General features: G+C 50.8%; 9 protein-coding genes. 4 read left to right on the top strand and 5 right to left on the bottom strand.

The genetic code is table 11. From position 1 onward, the window contains the following. Positions 1-127 precede the first annotated feature (127 nt). Together ptsP and metK are read right to left on the bottom strand one after the other, a co-directional pair. Positions 128-1,900: a phosphoenolpyruvate--protein phosphotransferase gene (ptsP, locus tag KS4_RS10605; RefSeq protein WP_145077788.1), complete on the bottom strand. Its 1,773-nt coding sequence runs from the start codon at positions 1,898-1,900 to the stop codon at positions 128-130. Between the two features lie 379 nt (positions 1,901-2,279). Then, a complete protein-coding gene (gene metK / locus KS4_RS10600) occupies positions 2,280-3,500 on the bottom strand; it encodes a methionine adenosyltransferase (RefSeq protein ID WP_390620477.1) in 1,221 nt (406 codons plus the stop codon). Positions 3,501-4,037: 537 nt separating this feature from the next. Here metK and KS4_RS10595 point away from each other — a divergent pair. Further along, the gene (locus tag KS4_RS10595) at positions 4,038-4,814 is read left to right on the top strand and encodes a hypothetical protein (protein ID WP_145077784.1); all 777 of its coding nucleotides are present in this window, start codon (positions 4,038-4,040) and stop codon (positions 4,812-4,814) included. A gap of 409 nt (positions 4,815-5,223) precedes the next feature. On the opposite strand, the gene KS4_RS10590 is transcribed toward KS4_RS10595, so the two are convergent. Further along, complete coding sequence (locus tag KS4_RS10590; RefSeq protein WP_145077782.1) at positions 5,224-5,910, bottom strand: PEP-CTERM sorting domain-containing protein; 687 nt, start codon at positions 5,908-5,910, stop codon at positions 5,224-5,226. Positions 5,911-6,631: 721 nt separating this feature from the next. Continuing rightward, positions 6,632-7,966, bottom strand: coding sequence for a cation:proton antiporter (locus tag KS4_RS10585; RefSeq protein ID WP_200761162.1), 1,335 nt, complete (start codon positions 7,964-7,966; stop codon positions 6,632-6,634). Positions 7,967-8,525: 559 nt separating this feature from the next. Here KS4_RS10585 and KS4_RS10580 point away from each other — a divergent pair. From KS4_RS10580 to KS4_RS10570, 3 genes are all read left to right on the top strand, one after another. Then, positions 8,526-10,934, top strand: coding sequence for a hypothetical protein (locus KS4_RS10580; RefSeq protein ID WP_145077780.1), 2,409 nt, complete (start codon positions 8,526-8,528; stop codon positions 10,932-10,934). Positions 10,935-11,086: 152 nt separating this feature from the next. Beyond that, complete coding sequence (locus tag KS4_RS10575; RefSeq protein ID WP_145077778.1) at positions 11,087-12,499, top strand: class II fumarate hydratase; 1,413 nt, start codon at positions 11,087-11,089, stop codon at positions 12,497-12,499. Positions 12,500-12,673: 174 nt separating this feature from the next. Further along, positions 12,674-13,546 carry a hypothetical protein gene (locus KS4_RS10570; RefSeq protein ID WP_145077776.1) on the top strand — a complete coding sequence of 291 codons (873 nt, stop codon included), beginning with the start codon at positions 12,674-12,676 and terminating at the stop codon, positions 13,544-13,546. A gap of 20 nt (positions 13,547-13,566) precedes the next feature. On the opposite strand, the gene KS4_RS10565 is transcribed toward KS4_RS10570, so the two are convergent. Continuing rightward, entirely contained in the window at positions 13,567-14,556 is a 990-nt protein-coding gene (locus tag KS4_RS10565) for a CBS domain-containing protein (RefSeq protein WP_145077775.1), read from the bottom strand. Positions 14,557-14,768: the final 212 nt, after the last annotated feature.

The raw sequence follows: 14,768 nt of genomic DNA, 5'->3' as shown, positions 1-14,768 counted from the left end.
TTTTATCCTTCAAACGCCGGGCATTCCTTACTTTTATGTGTCGCGTCGCTTCTAGCCGGATCCCAAGGGTACAATTCCTCAATCATCTCAGCGAGCATCGCGTTCACGTTTTACTTTTCACCCAAAGCTAATATCCGATGGAACGTCCACCGACGACTTCAGGCATAATTTTTCCTGCTTCACCTTTAAGGTAGTTGAGTACCTCACGATTCGAGTCAAACCCGCTTACTTTCCGGGCAACCCGTCTGCATTGATCTACACTCACCGATCTAATCAACTGTTTGATCTCTGGCAGTGCTGGCGGCGTGATCGAGAAATTCCTCAATCCCAAGCCAATCAACAACATCGTGAACTCCGGATCACTCGCCATCTCGCCGCAAAGACTGACATCAATCTTCGCTCGCTGCGCCGCACGGATCACTTCCTTAATTAATGTGATTACCGCCGGATGTGCAGCCGAGTACAAACTCGCGATCCGCTCATTTCCACGGTCTACTGCGACCGTGTATTGAATCAAGTCATTCGTGCCAATACTGAAAAAATCGACCTCATGAGCAAACGTCAACGCCTGCAAGGCCGCGCTCGGCACCTCTATCATCATACCCACCGGAATGTCTTCCCGATACCCTATCCCCTGATCTTCCAAATCCTCCTTCACATCAGACAAAATCATCTTCGCCTGACGCAACTCCATCACATTACTGATCAACGGGAACATAATCTTCACCGGCCCCTCAACGCTCGCCCTCAAAATCGCCCTTAACTGCGTCTTAAACAGCGGTAAATTCTGCAAGCAAAGCCTGATCGACCGACAACCCAAAAACGGGTTCCGCTCATTCCACAAACTCGATGGCGTCAAATCCTCCACCACCTTATCCGCACCCAAATCCAGCGTACGTATCGTCAGCGGCCTTCCCTCCAGCCCCTGAATCGCCTGGACATACGTCTCATACTGCTGCTGCTCCGTAGGAACACTCTCAGCCGCTAGATACAAAAATTCCGTTCGATACAACCCAATCCCCACCGCACCATTACTCAGCGCATGATGAATTTCCTCCGGGAACTCAATATTCGCCTGTAATCCAATCTCCGTCCCATCCTTCGTTACTGCCGGTTTATCATGCAGCTCTCGCAGAATTTTCGCCTGCTGAGCCATTTTCTTCGCCTCAGCGCGATACTCCATCAGCTTCGCCGCATCAGGCTCAATCACCACCAAGCCACGATTACCATCCACCACAATCGTGTCACCCGTCGACACATCCGCCGTGATATCCTCTAAGCCCACAATCGCTGGAATCCCCAATGCATGCGCCAAAATCGCCGTGTGACTCGTCCGCCCCCCAGCATCCGTCACCAGCGCCTTAATCTTTTTTTTGTCCAACGTCACCGTCTGGCTTGGCGTCAAGTCATGCGCCACCACAATCGCAGCGCCACGCAGATTCTTCAGCTCTTCCCGATTGCTCCCGATCAAGTGCTTCAAGATTCGGCGTTCCAAGTCTCGAACGTCCGTCACCGTCTTACGTACCAATTGACTATCATGTGCCGCAAACGTGCTCGCCAGCTTCCGCAGCGTCACATAAACCGCATATTCCGCCGATACGCGCGTCGTCGTGATCGTCTGCTCAATCTGCTTGATCAGCGCCTGATCTGCCAGCACACCCACATGAAAACTGAAAATCTTCGACAGCTCCTCACCTAACGTGCTCGCCGTCTGCTCTCGCAATCCCTCAATCTCACTAATCGAATCTCCCACCGCCTTCTGTAACCGCACAATCTCGTCATCAACCTTACCCAGTGAAATCAACCGCCTCGGAACAGGCTGATCCTCAGCATCCAGAACAAACGCCGTAAAAATCGCGACGCCTGGCGAAACTGGTATGCCTCTCTTGATCTGCATCATCTCTCTAGTTCTTGCCTGTCTCGTAACTTAATCTTCCTAAAAATAGATTGTTCTTGGCATTCTACACTAGCCAGTAAGCTTATGCCCAGAAAACCTTTACATTTATCGATCTGTATGGCAATACGTCTTGTCTGACTGAAAAACGTACTGAGAATTCTAAATATAAAACGTGAGGCTCAGGACTCAGCCCCATTGGAGATACGACTATTGTATCGTCCTTTTCAGGGGCCCGCCCTAAGCCTCACGCATTGTGTATATCTAAATTGACCAATAACTCATTGGATCCCCCCTCACCCCCAATTTTCAAGCCCACCACCGCCGGTGGTGGGGTGTTCCGCTAGCCCAACTTCCGGGTGGGCCAACTTCCGGGGGGGCAAAATCAGGCTTTCGCTGCCGCTGCTTCTTTCAAAGCCGCAACCTTATCCAGTTTTTCCCAGCTGAATTCGCCGTTCTTGCCTGGCTTGCGACCAAAGTGGCCATGAGCAGCCGTCGCTTCGAAAATCGGCTTCTTCAGATCCAAAGTCTTGATGATCCCGCCCGGTGTCAGTGGGAACACTTCACGAACGATCTGACCGATCACATCTTCAGGAATCTTGTTCGAGCTATAAGTATCCACACAAACCGATGTGGGCTCAGGTACGCCGATCGCGTATGAAAGCTGAACTTCACAAACATCACACAAATCAGCAGCAACCAGATTCTTTGCAATGTAACGCGCCATGTAAGCTGCCGAACGGTCAACCTTCGACGGGTCTTTACCCGAGAACGCGCCACCGCCGTGACGACCGCGACCACCGTACGTATCAACAATAATCTTACGACCTGTCAAACCGGTATCACCGTGAGGCCCGCCAATTTCAAACTGACCCGTTGGGTTCACGTGAATCGTTACGTCATTCGCATCGAACAGATCCTTAGGCATGCAAGGTTCAATCACATGCTTAATAATTTCTTTCCGAAGCTCTGCCTGCTTGTCATCGCCGTTCCACTCAGGGCCGTGTTGCGTCGAGATCACAACCGTATCAACACGCACTGGCTTGTTGTATTTGTTGTACTCAACTGTCACCTGGCTTTTCGCATCTGGACGCAAGAACTTCACCTTGTTGCTTTCGCGAACTGCAACGTGTTTCTCCATCAATTTATGCGAAAGATCAATTGCCAAAGGCATCAGATCTTCAGTTTCCTTACAAGCAAAACCAAACATCAAACCCTGGTCGCCAGCACCTTGTTCTTTATGAAGACCTTCGCCCTCAGTCACACCCATGCTGATGTCATCCGACTGACCGTGGATCGTGCGAAGCACCGCACAACTCTCGCTGTCAAACTTCATGCGAGGATCCGTGTAACCAATACGCTTCACGGTCTTGCGAACCGTATCTTCAATATTGTTCAGCGCCGCAACAGCTTTATCGTTGTGAACCGTCACTTCACCAGCCACTACGACCAAACCCGTTGTACATAGTGTTTCACAAGCAACACGCGCCTGTGGGTCAACAGCAAGCAAACTATCCAACACCGCATCAGATACAGCATCTGAAACCTTGTCTGGGTGTCCCATGGACACAGATTCGCTTGTAAACAGGTAGTGGCCGCTTTCCAATTCTTTTGACATGTTCATATACCTATAAATAGATAATCAGTTTTAAAATCTACCGTCAGCAAGCACATTCATAGCGCAATGCCGACATCATTCCAACTTCAGGGACTGCAGTTTGTACCAATCATAGCCCCAAATCGCAAATCAGCGCGCAATATACCGCACAAATTTCTATCTTACTACCATTCCCATCCCCACTCATTCTCCCCCGATTCCCCCCTCGATCCCCCTCATCCCCCATTATCTCTCTCATGCCCCATACGCCCCACACTCCCGCTTACTATTCGCATTCCTCAACCCCCGCACCGCCGGTGCGGGGGTGTTTGCAACGCAAGTGTGCATGGATCAGCATCTTCCATGTGAGTAAGGTGAACAAGCAGCCCCCCATATTTCATCAATAGAATGAAATGCTCGTTTTGAGTGAATGCGTAGCGAAATAGTGCGGCATGTGTTAAGGTCACGAAACGTGAAGCGACCGAGTCGCTCTTGGAGAGATTACTTTTGGACTCATATTCTTTGAGTCATAGGAGAGGGTTAAAGATGAATATAAAGCTTTGTAGTACTGTGATCGCTATCGGTCTGTCGATGGCCGCGACCGATTTGTTGGCCGCGAATATCACCGTGGACAGCCGTTCTAGTTATGGCCGCCTGCGTGTTCACGCCGGCTCTGGCGGCGCCTCCGGCCTACTCGACGAAAACGATGCCACAACCGCTCTGGCCGGCGCGTTTGGATTCAATCTTTTCGATACAAAAATCGTCACACCAACCTCGCCTTTCTCATTAGGTGGGGCCGCCGAATCCACCGGCAATATTCATGTCACTGACAACGTCTCGCTGACAGGCAGCGGATCACAACTCACACTGTCCGCATCAAGAGCCGCCGCTGCCACGACCATCGTCACCGCAACCCCCGCGACCGCAACCTCTAAGCAGGTCAGTTCTTTCGACGTTTCCTTCACACTTGGCGCACAGGATGCAACGTTTGATTTATCAGGCTCATTCGATGCATCATCAGGCGATACAACCTCAGCAATTCTGTTTAACAATATAACAACCCATCAGCGATACCTGCCATTAAACCTAACCGAGCAGGCCAGCTACGACGGCACACTCGATTACTCCGGAACCTTAACCGCAGGCCACACCTACCGTTTGTACATGACCATGACATCCGATATCTCAGGCAACATCAACACCCCCGCTTCAAATCTAAGCAACTATGGCCTCACATTAAATGTGTCCTCAGTACCCGAGCCCGCATCAATGCTATTAATGAGCTTGCCCGCTTTGCTGCTCCTTCGCCGCCGAGTGTCCTGATTATCATCCAATAATAAAAACCAGAACAAACTTTCAAAAGCACACGATCCATCGTGTGCTTTTTTGATCCATCCCCCCCATCACCCCCCCCATCACCCCCTCCCTGTCCCTACTCATCCTCATTCATCCATTTCATTAACCTCAAGCCCGCCACCGCCGGTGGCGGGGTGTTACCCCCTAAACTTTTCAATTGCCTGCAACAAGATAATTTCTACGTTATCTCAAGCCCATACGCTCTGCGTGTGGGTTACCTACAACACACAATTCAATTCCTTCAACTCCAATAGCCGCGACCTGACTGATCGCTGGAAACTTCCTCCCTCATTCATACGCCCCTTCCCAGATACAGCCAACGAAAAAGCCACCTGCATAGAGGTGGCTTTGAATCTGCACATCTCACTGGTTTTTATTACTTCTTTTTACGTCTCACAAGCGCAAGCGAGCCAAGGCCCATCAGCATCAATGATGCAGGTTCTGGAATCGCCGCAACCGCGCCCTGCACGAAGAAATTGTCCCAGCGGTTTCTTCCAGTATCCGCAGTAGCACCGTCATAAGTAATGCGGAATTGGAAGTCCGCATTATTGTCTACTTGCGTAATGCTGCTTAAATCCAAACTGTATGCTGCCCAGGTACCGCTCAACGTTCCCGATTGTGTCTCGACATGTGTCCATTGATTACCACCATCCGCCGAGTACTCAATTACGCGGCTATCAAAACCCGTGGAAGTACCTTTCTGAGCCCAAGATACCTGAATATCTTCATACCCATCAGTCGACACAGACCAGATCGCTTGAGCGCCGTTGGATGTACCCCGAATGTACATGCCTCTTGAAGATCCCGTTCCCTCTAGACGATTTAAAGTAGTGCCAGAGAAATGATCGATCGCATAATAATCGCCGTTAGATTGTAACGTTTGGTCGAAATGACTAACGGTAAAACTCCCCGATCCGTACTCAGCATCCAATGGGAAATCGCCCGGCTTCCACCCCGTCGCACTCGTATCCACTGTAAAACCCGCAATAATATCTGCCTGCGCAGGGCCAACTAAACCAACAACAGCTAGCATGGCGCACAATAATATTGATCTCTTCCTCATACGCTTTCATCTCCTACAACATTCAACAACAGGACATGTTCCCAATTTCAGCACAAGTCTTTCCGCTTGTTTCTGCCTACATCAGAAACCAAGGTTGCACACGCAACGCCAGGCAAGATTGATTCTTGCTTATCCAAATAAGTTCATCGATTTATAGAAATGAAATCTATCCGTGAGTTTTTAATGTTTGGTGAATTAACCAAGAATTGTCCATGAATATAACGTCATCAAGTTAGCCTGACTCTCAATACAACCGCTCAAAGTCATCGCCAAGTCATCTAAAGCGCTACATCATGTTTTATTTTTTAGCCAACGATTTTTATGCGTCCACCAACGCAATATACCCATTATCTCATTTCAGCTTCATACGATAGTCATCGTTGTACAGTCATGCACCGCACACAACAAAACACACGAATCAAAACGCGCGCACAAACGCGCATTTCGTATGCTATAACACCCTCAAACAGCAGCAAAACGAATCATTTCTCGACCAAACCAAGTCACTTTTCTTCAAAACCACTTCATTTTAAGCCATTTTTTCATATCAAAACACAACCCGTGCACAAATCGTGCGACAAATCGCGCTCAGCCATTTCCCACCACCCTCACTCACATCTTTTAAACCCGCACCCCCAAATCCCATTTCACATAATCAATCATCAACTTCACTAAACCATCCATCCGCAGTTTCATTTTCCAACCCTAAATCTGCCTATCACTAATGCGTTTTTGTGCGCGCCCCGCTGCTCAATCCCAACCTGCGCATCATCCCTCCCACCGTTAAACCTTGCACCAGAATCGAGAACACGACCACGACATACGTCATCGTGACGATCAGATCACCCGCTGCCGCATCGCCGCGCAGATCAAACGCGCCGCTGTTTGCTTTGAGCATGTTTTGCAGCGACAACGCCAACGCAACTGAGATTCCGCCTCGCAATCCTGCCCAGGTCATCACCTTCACCGCGTGATTCGTAAACTCGCGTTGACGAACAGTTTTCACCACTTTCACCGTTCCGCTCACGCTGATGAAGCGGGCAGCCAACACGATCGGGATCGCAATCAAACCTGCCAACACGTATTGCCCTGTCAGTTTCACAATCAATACTTCAATCCCGATCAGCACGAACAAAACTGCATTCAGAATCTCATCAACCAATTCCCAGAATAAATCGAGGTTCTCGCGAGTCGTATCGCTCATCGCAAACGCGCGGCCATGATTCCCGATAAACAACCCAGCCACCACCATCGCGATCGGTCCGCTGATATGTAATGCAGTACATAGCGCATAACCGCCGGTCACCATTGCGAGTGAGATGAGGATCTCAGTTTTGTATTCATCTAGGCTGCGCATCATGACGTAGCCTACTAAACCGAGCAGTAAACCAAAGAGTGCGCCGCCGCCGGTTTCTTTGAAGAAGAGAATCGCGATTTCTTTGCCGCCCACTTCATGTCCGCCGGTTGGGATCGCAAAGCCGAGGATGGCGAGGAAGACGACAACACCGACGCCGTCGTTGAAAAGCGATTCGCCAGTGATTTTGGTTTCAAGTGTTTTGGGTGCGCCAAGTGACTTGAGGATTGACAGCACCGCGATCGGATCGGTTGGCGCGATGAGCGCACCGAAGAGCAGGCAGTAGACGAATTTGATTTCAAGGCCCATGAGGCCTGTGACGTAGTACATGACTGCGCCGACGATGCCGGTGGTGGTGAGGACGCCGACGGTGGCGAGCAGGGCGATGACCCAGCGCTGTTGTTTGAGGTCGCCGAGATTGACGTGCAGCGCGCCCGCGAAGAGCAGGTAGCCGAGCATGCCTTGCAGGAGTGTTTTATTGAAGTCGATGGCGCTGAGGAGGTTTGAGATCCAGAGTTCGAGATCGTGGCCGGCGGGCCCGAATTTTTCGTAGGCGAACAGACCGAATGAGAAGAGCAGGGCGAGGAGCATGAGGCCGATGGTTGCGGGGAGTTTGAGGATTTTTGCGTTGAGGTATGCCAGGATCGCAACGAGGCTGATGAGGATCGCGCCGATTTCAAAAATATTTAGAGCGTTATGCAAACCGGAGAATCTCCTGAGCGGTTGATGTGTGCTGATTCAAGATGGCATGAGTTTATCAGACTTTGCAGAGGTGGTGGGGAAGAAGTGCTAGGTTGGGAGGTGGTTACAAGGTGCCCCACACACAGAGCGTGTGGGCTTGAGGGAATTGTTATGTGTTGATTATTGATGATAACCGATGTACGCCGAATCAGAGGCGGATGTGTAAGTTGAAAGGGACGTAACAGGGGGATAAGGTCCGGATAAAAATGGGGTTGAGAAAAAGTTACAAACGGGCTTATCAGCCCAGTTGATACAGACGATACATCCGGTGGAAGCGCTATAAGCGTTTTACGTGGAGTTGGCCGCGTTGACCAGTAGGTCGATGAGGTGAGATCGCTAGCTGATGAGATTGCTGCTGCTCGCGGCAAAATTCGGATCCGGCGACTGACCACGAAAAATAGTTTACCTGGTGCGCTCCCGATGTGGCTCTGCAATGCTGGAAAAAAGTGTTCTGTATTGAGCATTGATCTGCGGCGCAACACATTTCAGAGACAGCAATCAACGAACTCGGAGAGATGACGTGGCAACGATGAACTCCACAGCAAGACAGACGAATCAAACAAATATCGATCAGCAAGCGATGGCGGGGATGATGGCTGAGCTGAATGCAATGCTTGAACGCGCACGGGAAGAGCGTTTTCGCCTAATCCGGACGGTGAAGGATTGTGAGGCGCGAGCCGCTGCGTCTGGGCCGAATACGGTTGCGGACAGCACCGCGAAGTTGGCGGTTCGGATCAATGCACTGGACGAAGCGGTGAATAAACGCTTTGAACAGTTGCAGCTATCTGAGACGCGGGAGCAATCACGTCTGGAACAGATTTCTCGTTTGGAACAGTCCATTTCACATATGGCGAAGCGGGTTGAGAATCAGGTCGACCGTGCACAGAATATTGATGAGGATGTGGCGAAGATCTCGAAGCAGATTCACGCTTCGACGGATAAGGCTTTGGGTAAGGCGAGTACGCGATTAGAGAAGATCAATGTGAGGATTGATGGCCGTATTACGCAGCTGCGTGATACGGAAGAACAATTGACGGATCAGCTTGAGAAGTTGAACACTGAGGTTGCCGTTGCTGTGGCGGGGATTGATGCACACTTGAATAAAACGCTGATGGCTGCGCAATCGCATGCGGATCATATTAAATCAGAGATTTCAGATTCGACTGCGAACGTTGATGCTCAGATTGAGCAGGCGGTCGCGTTCTTGCGTGACGAGATGGCGAAGACGAAGGAATCTGTCACCGAGACGACGGGCGAGTCGCTGAACAACTATAACCAGTTGTTGGAGGCTTCTTTTGATGCGGCGAAGTCGCAAGTTGAAGAATTGACGGGCCCGATAGAAGCACGTCTTGAAGCGAAGTTTGAAGATTATGCGAAGCGTTTGGATCCGATGTTTGACGCGGTGAAAGCTGAGCTGGATACGATTTTTGATCGTTCGAAAATGGATGCTGAAGAATTGATGATGCCGGTGTATGAAAAATTGCAGGCGGCTTATGATCATGTTGATGATCATGCGAAGCAGATCGTCGATAACTTTACTGAGCAGATTGATTCGCATTTTGAAGCGAAATTTGATGAGCATGCGGGCGACTTTAATACGCGTGCGAGTGCGATCGAAGAATCGATCAAGACGACGACAAGTGAATTGCATGAGCTTGTTGCGGCGAAAGAAACGATGCTACGTGAAGCGATCGAAACAAAGTCTAATCATCAGTTAGCTGATGCGACAGGTAAGCTGGACAAGGCTTTGACGCATAGCCAAGAGGAAATTGATAAGCACTTTACACGGACTCAGAAGCGGTTTGCTTCAGATCTGGAAGGAAAGCTGGCAGATCTGCGTGGCAAGGCTGACAAGCATGCTGCGGCGGCGGTTTCGATTTTGGAATCGACGATTGATCACAAGGCTGATGCGGCAACGAGCCGTGCGAGTGAGAAGCTGGAAAATTTGGAAGGTTCATTTAAGAAAGAACTGGCTAAAGCAGATCAGCGGATCGAAAACTTTACTGACACGATTCAATCAAAGTTCCGTGAGTCGCTTGCGGAGAACAGCAGCAAGGCGAATGGTGAGATTGATTCACTGATTATGAAAGTGAATCGTGAGGTTGCAGATCGGATTGAGAAAGCTGCGGCAGATTTTAGAACACAGTCCGAAAAGATGATCTCGCCGGTGATGGAAAATCTTGCGAATAAGCTGGCTGGTATGCAGACGCTTGCGGATGACGCGGCGGATCATGCGGCGACGCGTATGCAGGTGAAACTTGCGGAGCAGAAGAAGTCGATCACAGCGATGACGGAGCTTGTCGAGAAGCACATTACACGTAAGTTGCAGTCGGTGACGCCGACGGCGAACAAGCAATTGGAGCAGACTGAGAAGCAGTTGCGTGAACGCGTATCTGAGATGCAGCAGGGTGCTCAATCGTTGATGAATATGATTGAGAAGCAGATTGCGGAACGCGTGTCGAAGTTGGAGCCACGGATTACGGAAGCGGTGCATGAGGCACAGAACTTGCTGCGTAAGCAGTTGGATCAGTTGCAGTGTGAGGTGGAGACGAGCTTGAGCCCGATGCGTAGCGATGTGGCGACGACGACACATGACTTGCATGGTAAGCTGACGGGGATGGGTCATACGACGCCAGAGGTTGAGGGTGATGAGCCGGGATTGCATTTGTCTGAGCAAGGCAGTGAGCAAGAACTGGACGAGGTGAGCAGCGGGGCGGCGGCGGAGACGATTGAGGATCTGGATGATGTGGATCTGGCGGCACGGATTGTGCCGGTGGAAGGCGGGGACGAGGATTCACAGCAGATAATTGTTCACACGCCAAAACCTGCGATAAAACCGGCTTGCGAAACGGGCGTTTCGTCTGCTGAGACGGAAGCGGCGTCAGGGGAGGAAAAAGCGGGTGAAGAAGGGGTGGAGAAGGCTGCGTGAGTGTGGCGTAGAATTTTACAGAAAATGAATCGAGGCCCCGAATTTTGCGTTCTGGGGCCTTGTTTTGTACCTTCCTACCATATACATACCAAGATATCTTTAGTGGTATGTGGTGAAATTTATTGAAACCTCTATTCAAGGTGATCTCAGTCATGAGTGAAACACGTATTGAAAAAGATTCTATGGGCGAAATGACGGTGCCAGCGGATGCGCTTTATGGTGCATCGACGGCTCGTGCTGTTGACAACTTCCCCATCGCTAACTTGCCTGTACCAGCGGACGTGATCCATGCATTTGGTCACTTGAAGGCTGCTTGTGCTCAGGCGAATAAAGAATTGGGCCGCCTTGATGCGAAGATTGCTGATGTGATCATCGAGTCAGCGAACGAAGTTGCTGAAGGTAAATATGACGAGCACTTCCCGGTTGACATTTATCAGACCGGTTCTGGTACCTCAACGAACATGAACGGCAACGAAGTGATCGCAAATATTGCGAACGACAAGCTCGGCTTCGGTGTTGGTGCTAAGGGTCAAGAAGGTGCTGTACACCCGAACGACCATGTCAACATGGGGCAGTCATCGAACGACACATTCCCAACGGGTATGCATATTGCGGGTGCTTTGACAATCAGCCAAAACTTGATTCCTGGATTGAAGTATCTTCATGCTGAGTTGGCTGCCAAGGCGAAGGCATGGGACGGGATTGTGAAGATTGGCCGCACACACTTGATGGACGCGACACCGATTCGTGTGGGTCAGGTCTTTGCTGGTTATGCTCGCCAAGTAGAACTTGGTATTGATCGTGCAACATGGGCGTTGAAGGAAATGCTCGTGAACATGCCAATCGGTGGTACAGCTGTTGGTACTGGTATCAACACTCACCCTGATTTTGCGAAGAAGGTTTGTGCCGCACTTTCCGCTAAGCTCGGTGTTGAATTCCTCGAAGCAGAAGATCACTGTGAAGCGCAAGCAGCGAAGGATGCATTCGTTTCTGCTCACGGTCACCTGAAAACAATCGCAACTTCATTCACGAAGATTGCAAACGATATTCGCCACCTCGGCTCAGGCCCACGTTGTTCAATCTTTGAACTTTCGTTGCCAGCGATTCAGCCGGGCTCATCAATCATGCCTGGTAAGGTGAACCCAGTTATCTGTGAGTCGATGATGCAGGTTGCTTGCCGCGTGATCGGTAATGATGCAGCTGTTAACGCTTCAGCACTCGGCGGTGTGGGTTCGATCTTCGAGCTTAACGTTGCAATGCCTGTGATGATTGATGCGTTCCTGCAGTCAGTTACACTGCTTGCTAACGTTTCCAACGTGTTCGTTGACAAGCTCCTCAAGGGTCTTGAAGTGAACGAAGAGCGTTGTACCGAGTTGATCGATCAGTCACTGATGATGTGTACTTCACTTGCACCTGAGATCGGTTACGACCCAGCAGCAGCTCTTGCGAAGCAGGCATTCAAAGAAGGCAAGACCATCCGTCAGCTCGCGACTGAGCAGAAGCTTGTTGAGCCAGCGAAGCTCGCAGAACTTCTCGATCCAGATAAGATGACTCGCCCAAGCTAATCGTTGATTAGTTGATAGAAATTTTAAAGCTCAGGTCGAAAGATCTGGGCTTTTTTTATGGGTTTTCGGGTGTGGCCAATAATGTGGGGTGATGTCCGAATAGGGGGAGATGGGGTTTGTTCCGATGGATGGTATGAGGATCTGTTTGTGATCGTAAATAAATGAGGATTTGCTATGAAATTGCGGAAGTGGCCGATTGTATTGTCGCTTGTGATTGTGGTGAGCTTACCACTGATAATCAGTGCACAGAATGATGATGAGGATTTAGGCAATGAACGGGCGAATCCGGTATTGTTTGAGGCAGAGGTGGTTGGTTTATCGGTGGTGAAATCGACAGAGGGGTTAGGATTTGATGAGGTTGTGGTTGATGGTGAAGTGGGTACGACGGTGACTGCGGTGTTGTCGGTTGTGAATGAAGGGTACCAGCTAATTCAGCTTGAGCCAGAGAACTCGAAGCTGTTGGATTTCAGGGATTCAGGGGGGAAAGATCTGATTGGTGTGAAAAAGAATGCTGCGAGTGAAGCGGGGAGTATGACTGGGATGTTGTTGAAGGAAGTGATGCGTACGAAGGGGGGGATGTCGGAAGATGGACGGCGTATGGTGTTGGAATTTCATGGACGGGAGTTGTCGATGAAGGGTGCGCGCGGGATGAAGATTACTGCGTTGCTGTCGCTGAAGGTTGCAGAGGGTGAAAGGGAGGAATTGTTTAAGGGGTTGCCGTTGAAGCCGGGGCCGATTTTTGATTTGAATCAGTATGGGATACGGGTTGCGTCAATACGGCCGGCGTCATTAACGGGTGCGGATGTGGTTGTGGCGTTGACTGTGCCGCTGGATGTGTCGGATGAGATTGCGGAAATCAGGTTTATGAATGAGGCGGGTGAGGATATTACGGTTTCGCGGACGGCGTATACGGCGTTATTGGATACGACTCAGCAGGAGTTTGCGTTGCGGGAGCGGCCACAGATTATGGAGATGCGGATTACGTTTTACAAGAACCCGATGCGGATCATTTATCCGTTGGTGCTGGATGTGTCGGTGGGGTTGTAGTGTTTGATTAGAGGGGGGATTTAGAGGAGGATGGCTGTGCCGATGCCGAGGTAGACGATGAGGGTTGTGACGTCGGCCATCATGAGGACGACGGGGCCGGCGGCGACTTTGGGGTCGAGGTTGAGTGCGTGAAGTAGTTTGGGGATGAGCAGGCCGTAGAGCGCGGTGACGACCATGCTGAGGAGGATGCTGAAGGCGATGACGATGGGGGGCCAGTGGTTGCCGGGCCAGAAGATGGAGGCGATGCCGACGACGAGGCAGCTGGTGAGTGCGAGCATTGCGGCGGTTTTGGATTCTTTGATGAATTCTCTAATCAGGCGCTGTATGGTTTCGCGCATGGTGCCGATTTGCTGGAGTGAGATGGAAAGGGATTGGATGGAGATGGATTCGTTGAGGGCGAGGACGAGGGGGATGAATGCGGCGAGGACGACGACTTTGTCGAGGACTTCGGAGAATGCGGTGGCGATGGCGGCACAGATGAGGCCGCCGGCGATGTTGACGAAGAGCCAGGGCATGCGGAGTGCGTAGCCTCGGAGGGCGTTGCCTTGCTCGACTTGCTGAACACGCATACCGATGATTTGGAATGATTCCTGGAGTCGTTCCATGTGGTCGAGGTCGCCGACTTCGTCCATGAAAACGCCGACGTCGATGACGCCGAGGAGTCGGCCATTGTGGTTGATGACTGGGAGGGCGAGGTACTTGTGGGCGTCAAACATACGGAGTGCTTCGCCCATCGTGGTGTTTTCGTCGAGTTGTTGGACATCTGTGAGCATGATGTCGCCGAGGAGGGTGTCGTCGGAGTCTGCGAGGAGTAGTCTACGGGTTGGTAGGACGCCGACGAGGCGGCTTTTTTCGTGGTTGTCTACGACGTAGAGGTAGGTGATGGTTTGTTCGACTTTGGATTGACGGAGTGTTTGGATGGCGTCGCGGACGGTTTCATTGGCACAGACAACCGTTTGGGGTTCATGCATGTACGTGCTGATTGGTTGATCGAGAATATCTGGCCCCATTCACCTTTTCCTTCATATTGAGAGAGATTGAACCGCTGTATGGGTCTGATCGGCAGAATCGGCGGGGAATGATAGGCGGGTGGGGAATGTCGGGAGTTTTGTGGAGTTGCAGGGGATAGGAAGATGTTTGGGAGAACACCCCGCCACCGGCGGTGACGGGCTTGTGGTGGGAATGCGGGGGGATTGATTTTCTTGGGGGCAGATCCTCTGTA

This window comes from Poriferisphaera corsica (assembly GCF_007747445.1).
Lineage (GTDB): Bacteria > Planctomycetota > Phycisphaerae > Phycisphaerales > Phycisphaeraceae > Poriferisphaera > Poriferisphaera corsica.
This window is presented reverse-complemented; position numbering and strand designations above follow the sequence as displayed.

Bases quoted from the DNA above. Each gene is read 5' to 3' on its own strand.
- ptsP (WP_145077788.1), bottom strand. From the start codon at position 1,900: ATGATGCAGATCAAGAGAGGCATACCAGTTTCGCCAGGCGTCGCGATT.
- KS4_RS10595 (WP_145077784.1), top strand. From the start codon at position 4,038: ATGAATATAAAGCTTTGTAGTACTGTGATCGCTATCGGTCTGTCGATG.
- KS4_RS10590 (WP_145077782.1), bottom strand. From the start codon at position 5,910: ATGAGGAAGAGATCAATATTATTGTGCGCCATGCTAGCTGTTGTTGGT.
- KS4_RS10575 (WP_145077778.1), top strand. From the start codon at position 11,087: ATGAGTGAAACACGTATTGAAAAAGATTCTATGGGCGAAATGACGGTG.
- KS4_RS10570 (WP_145077776.1), top strand. From the start codon at position 12,674: ATGAAATTGCGGAAGTGGCCGATTGTATTGTCGCTTGTGATTGTGGTG.
- KS4_RS10565 (WP_145077775.1), bottom strand. From the start codon at position 14,556: ATGGGGCCAGATATTCTCGATCAACCAATCAGCACGTACATGCATGAA.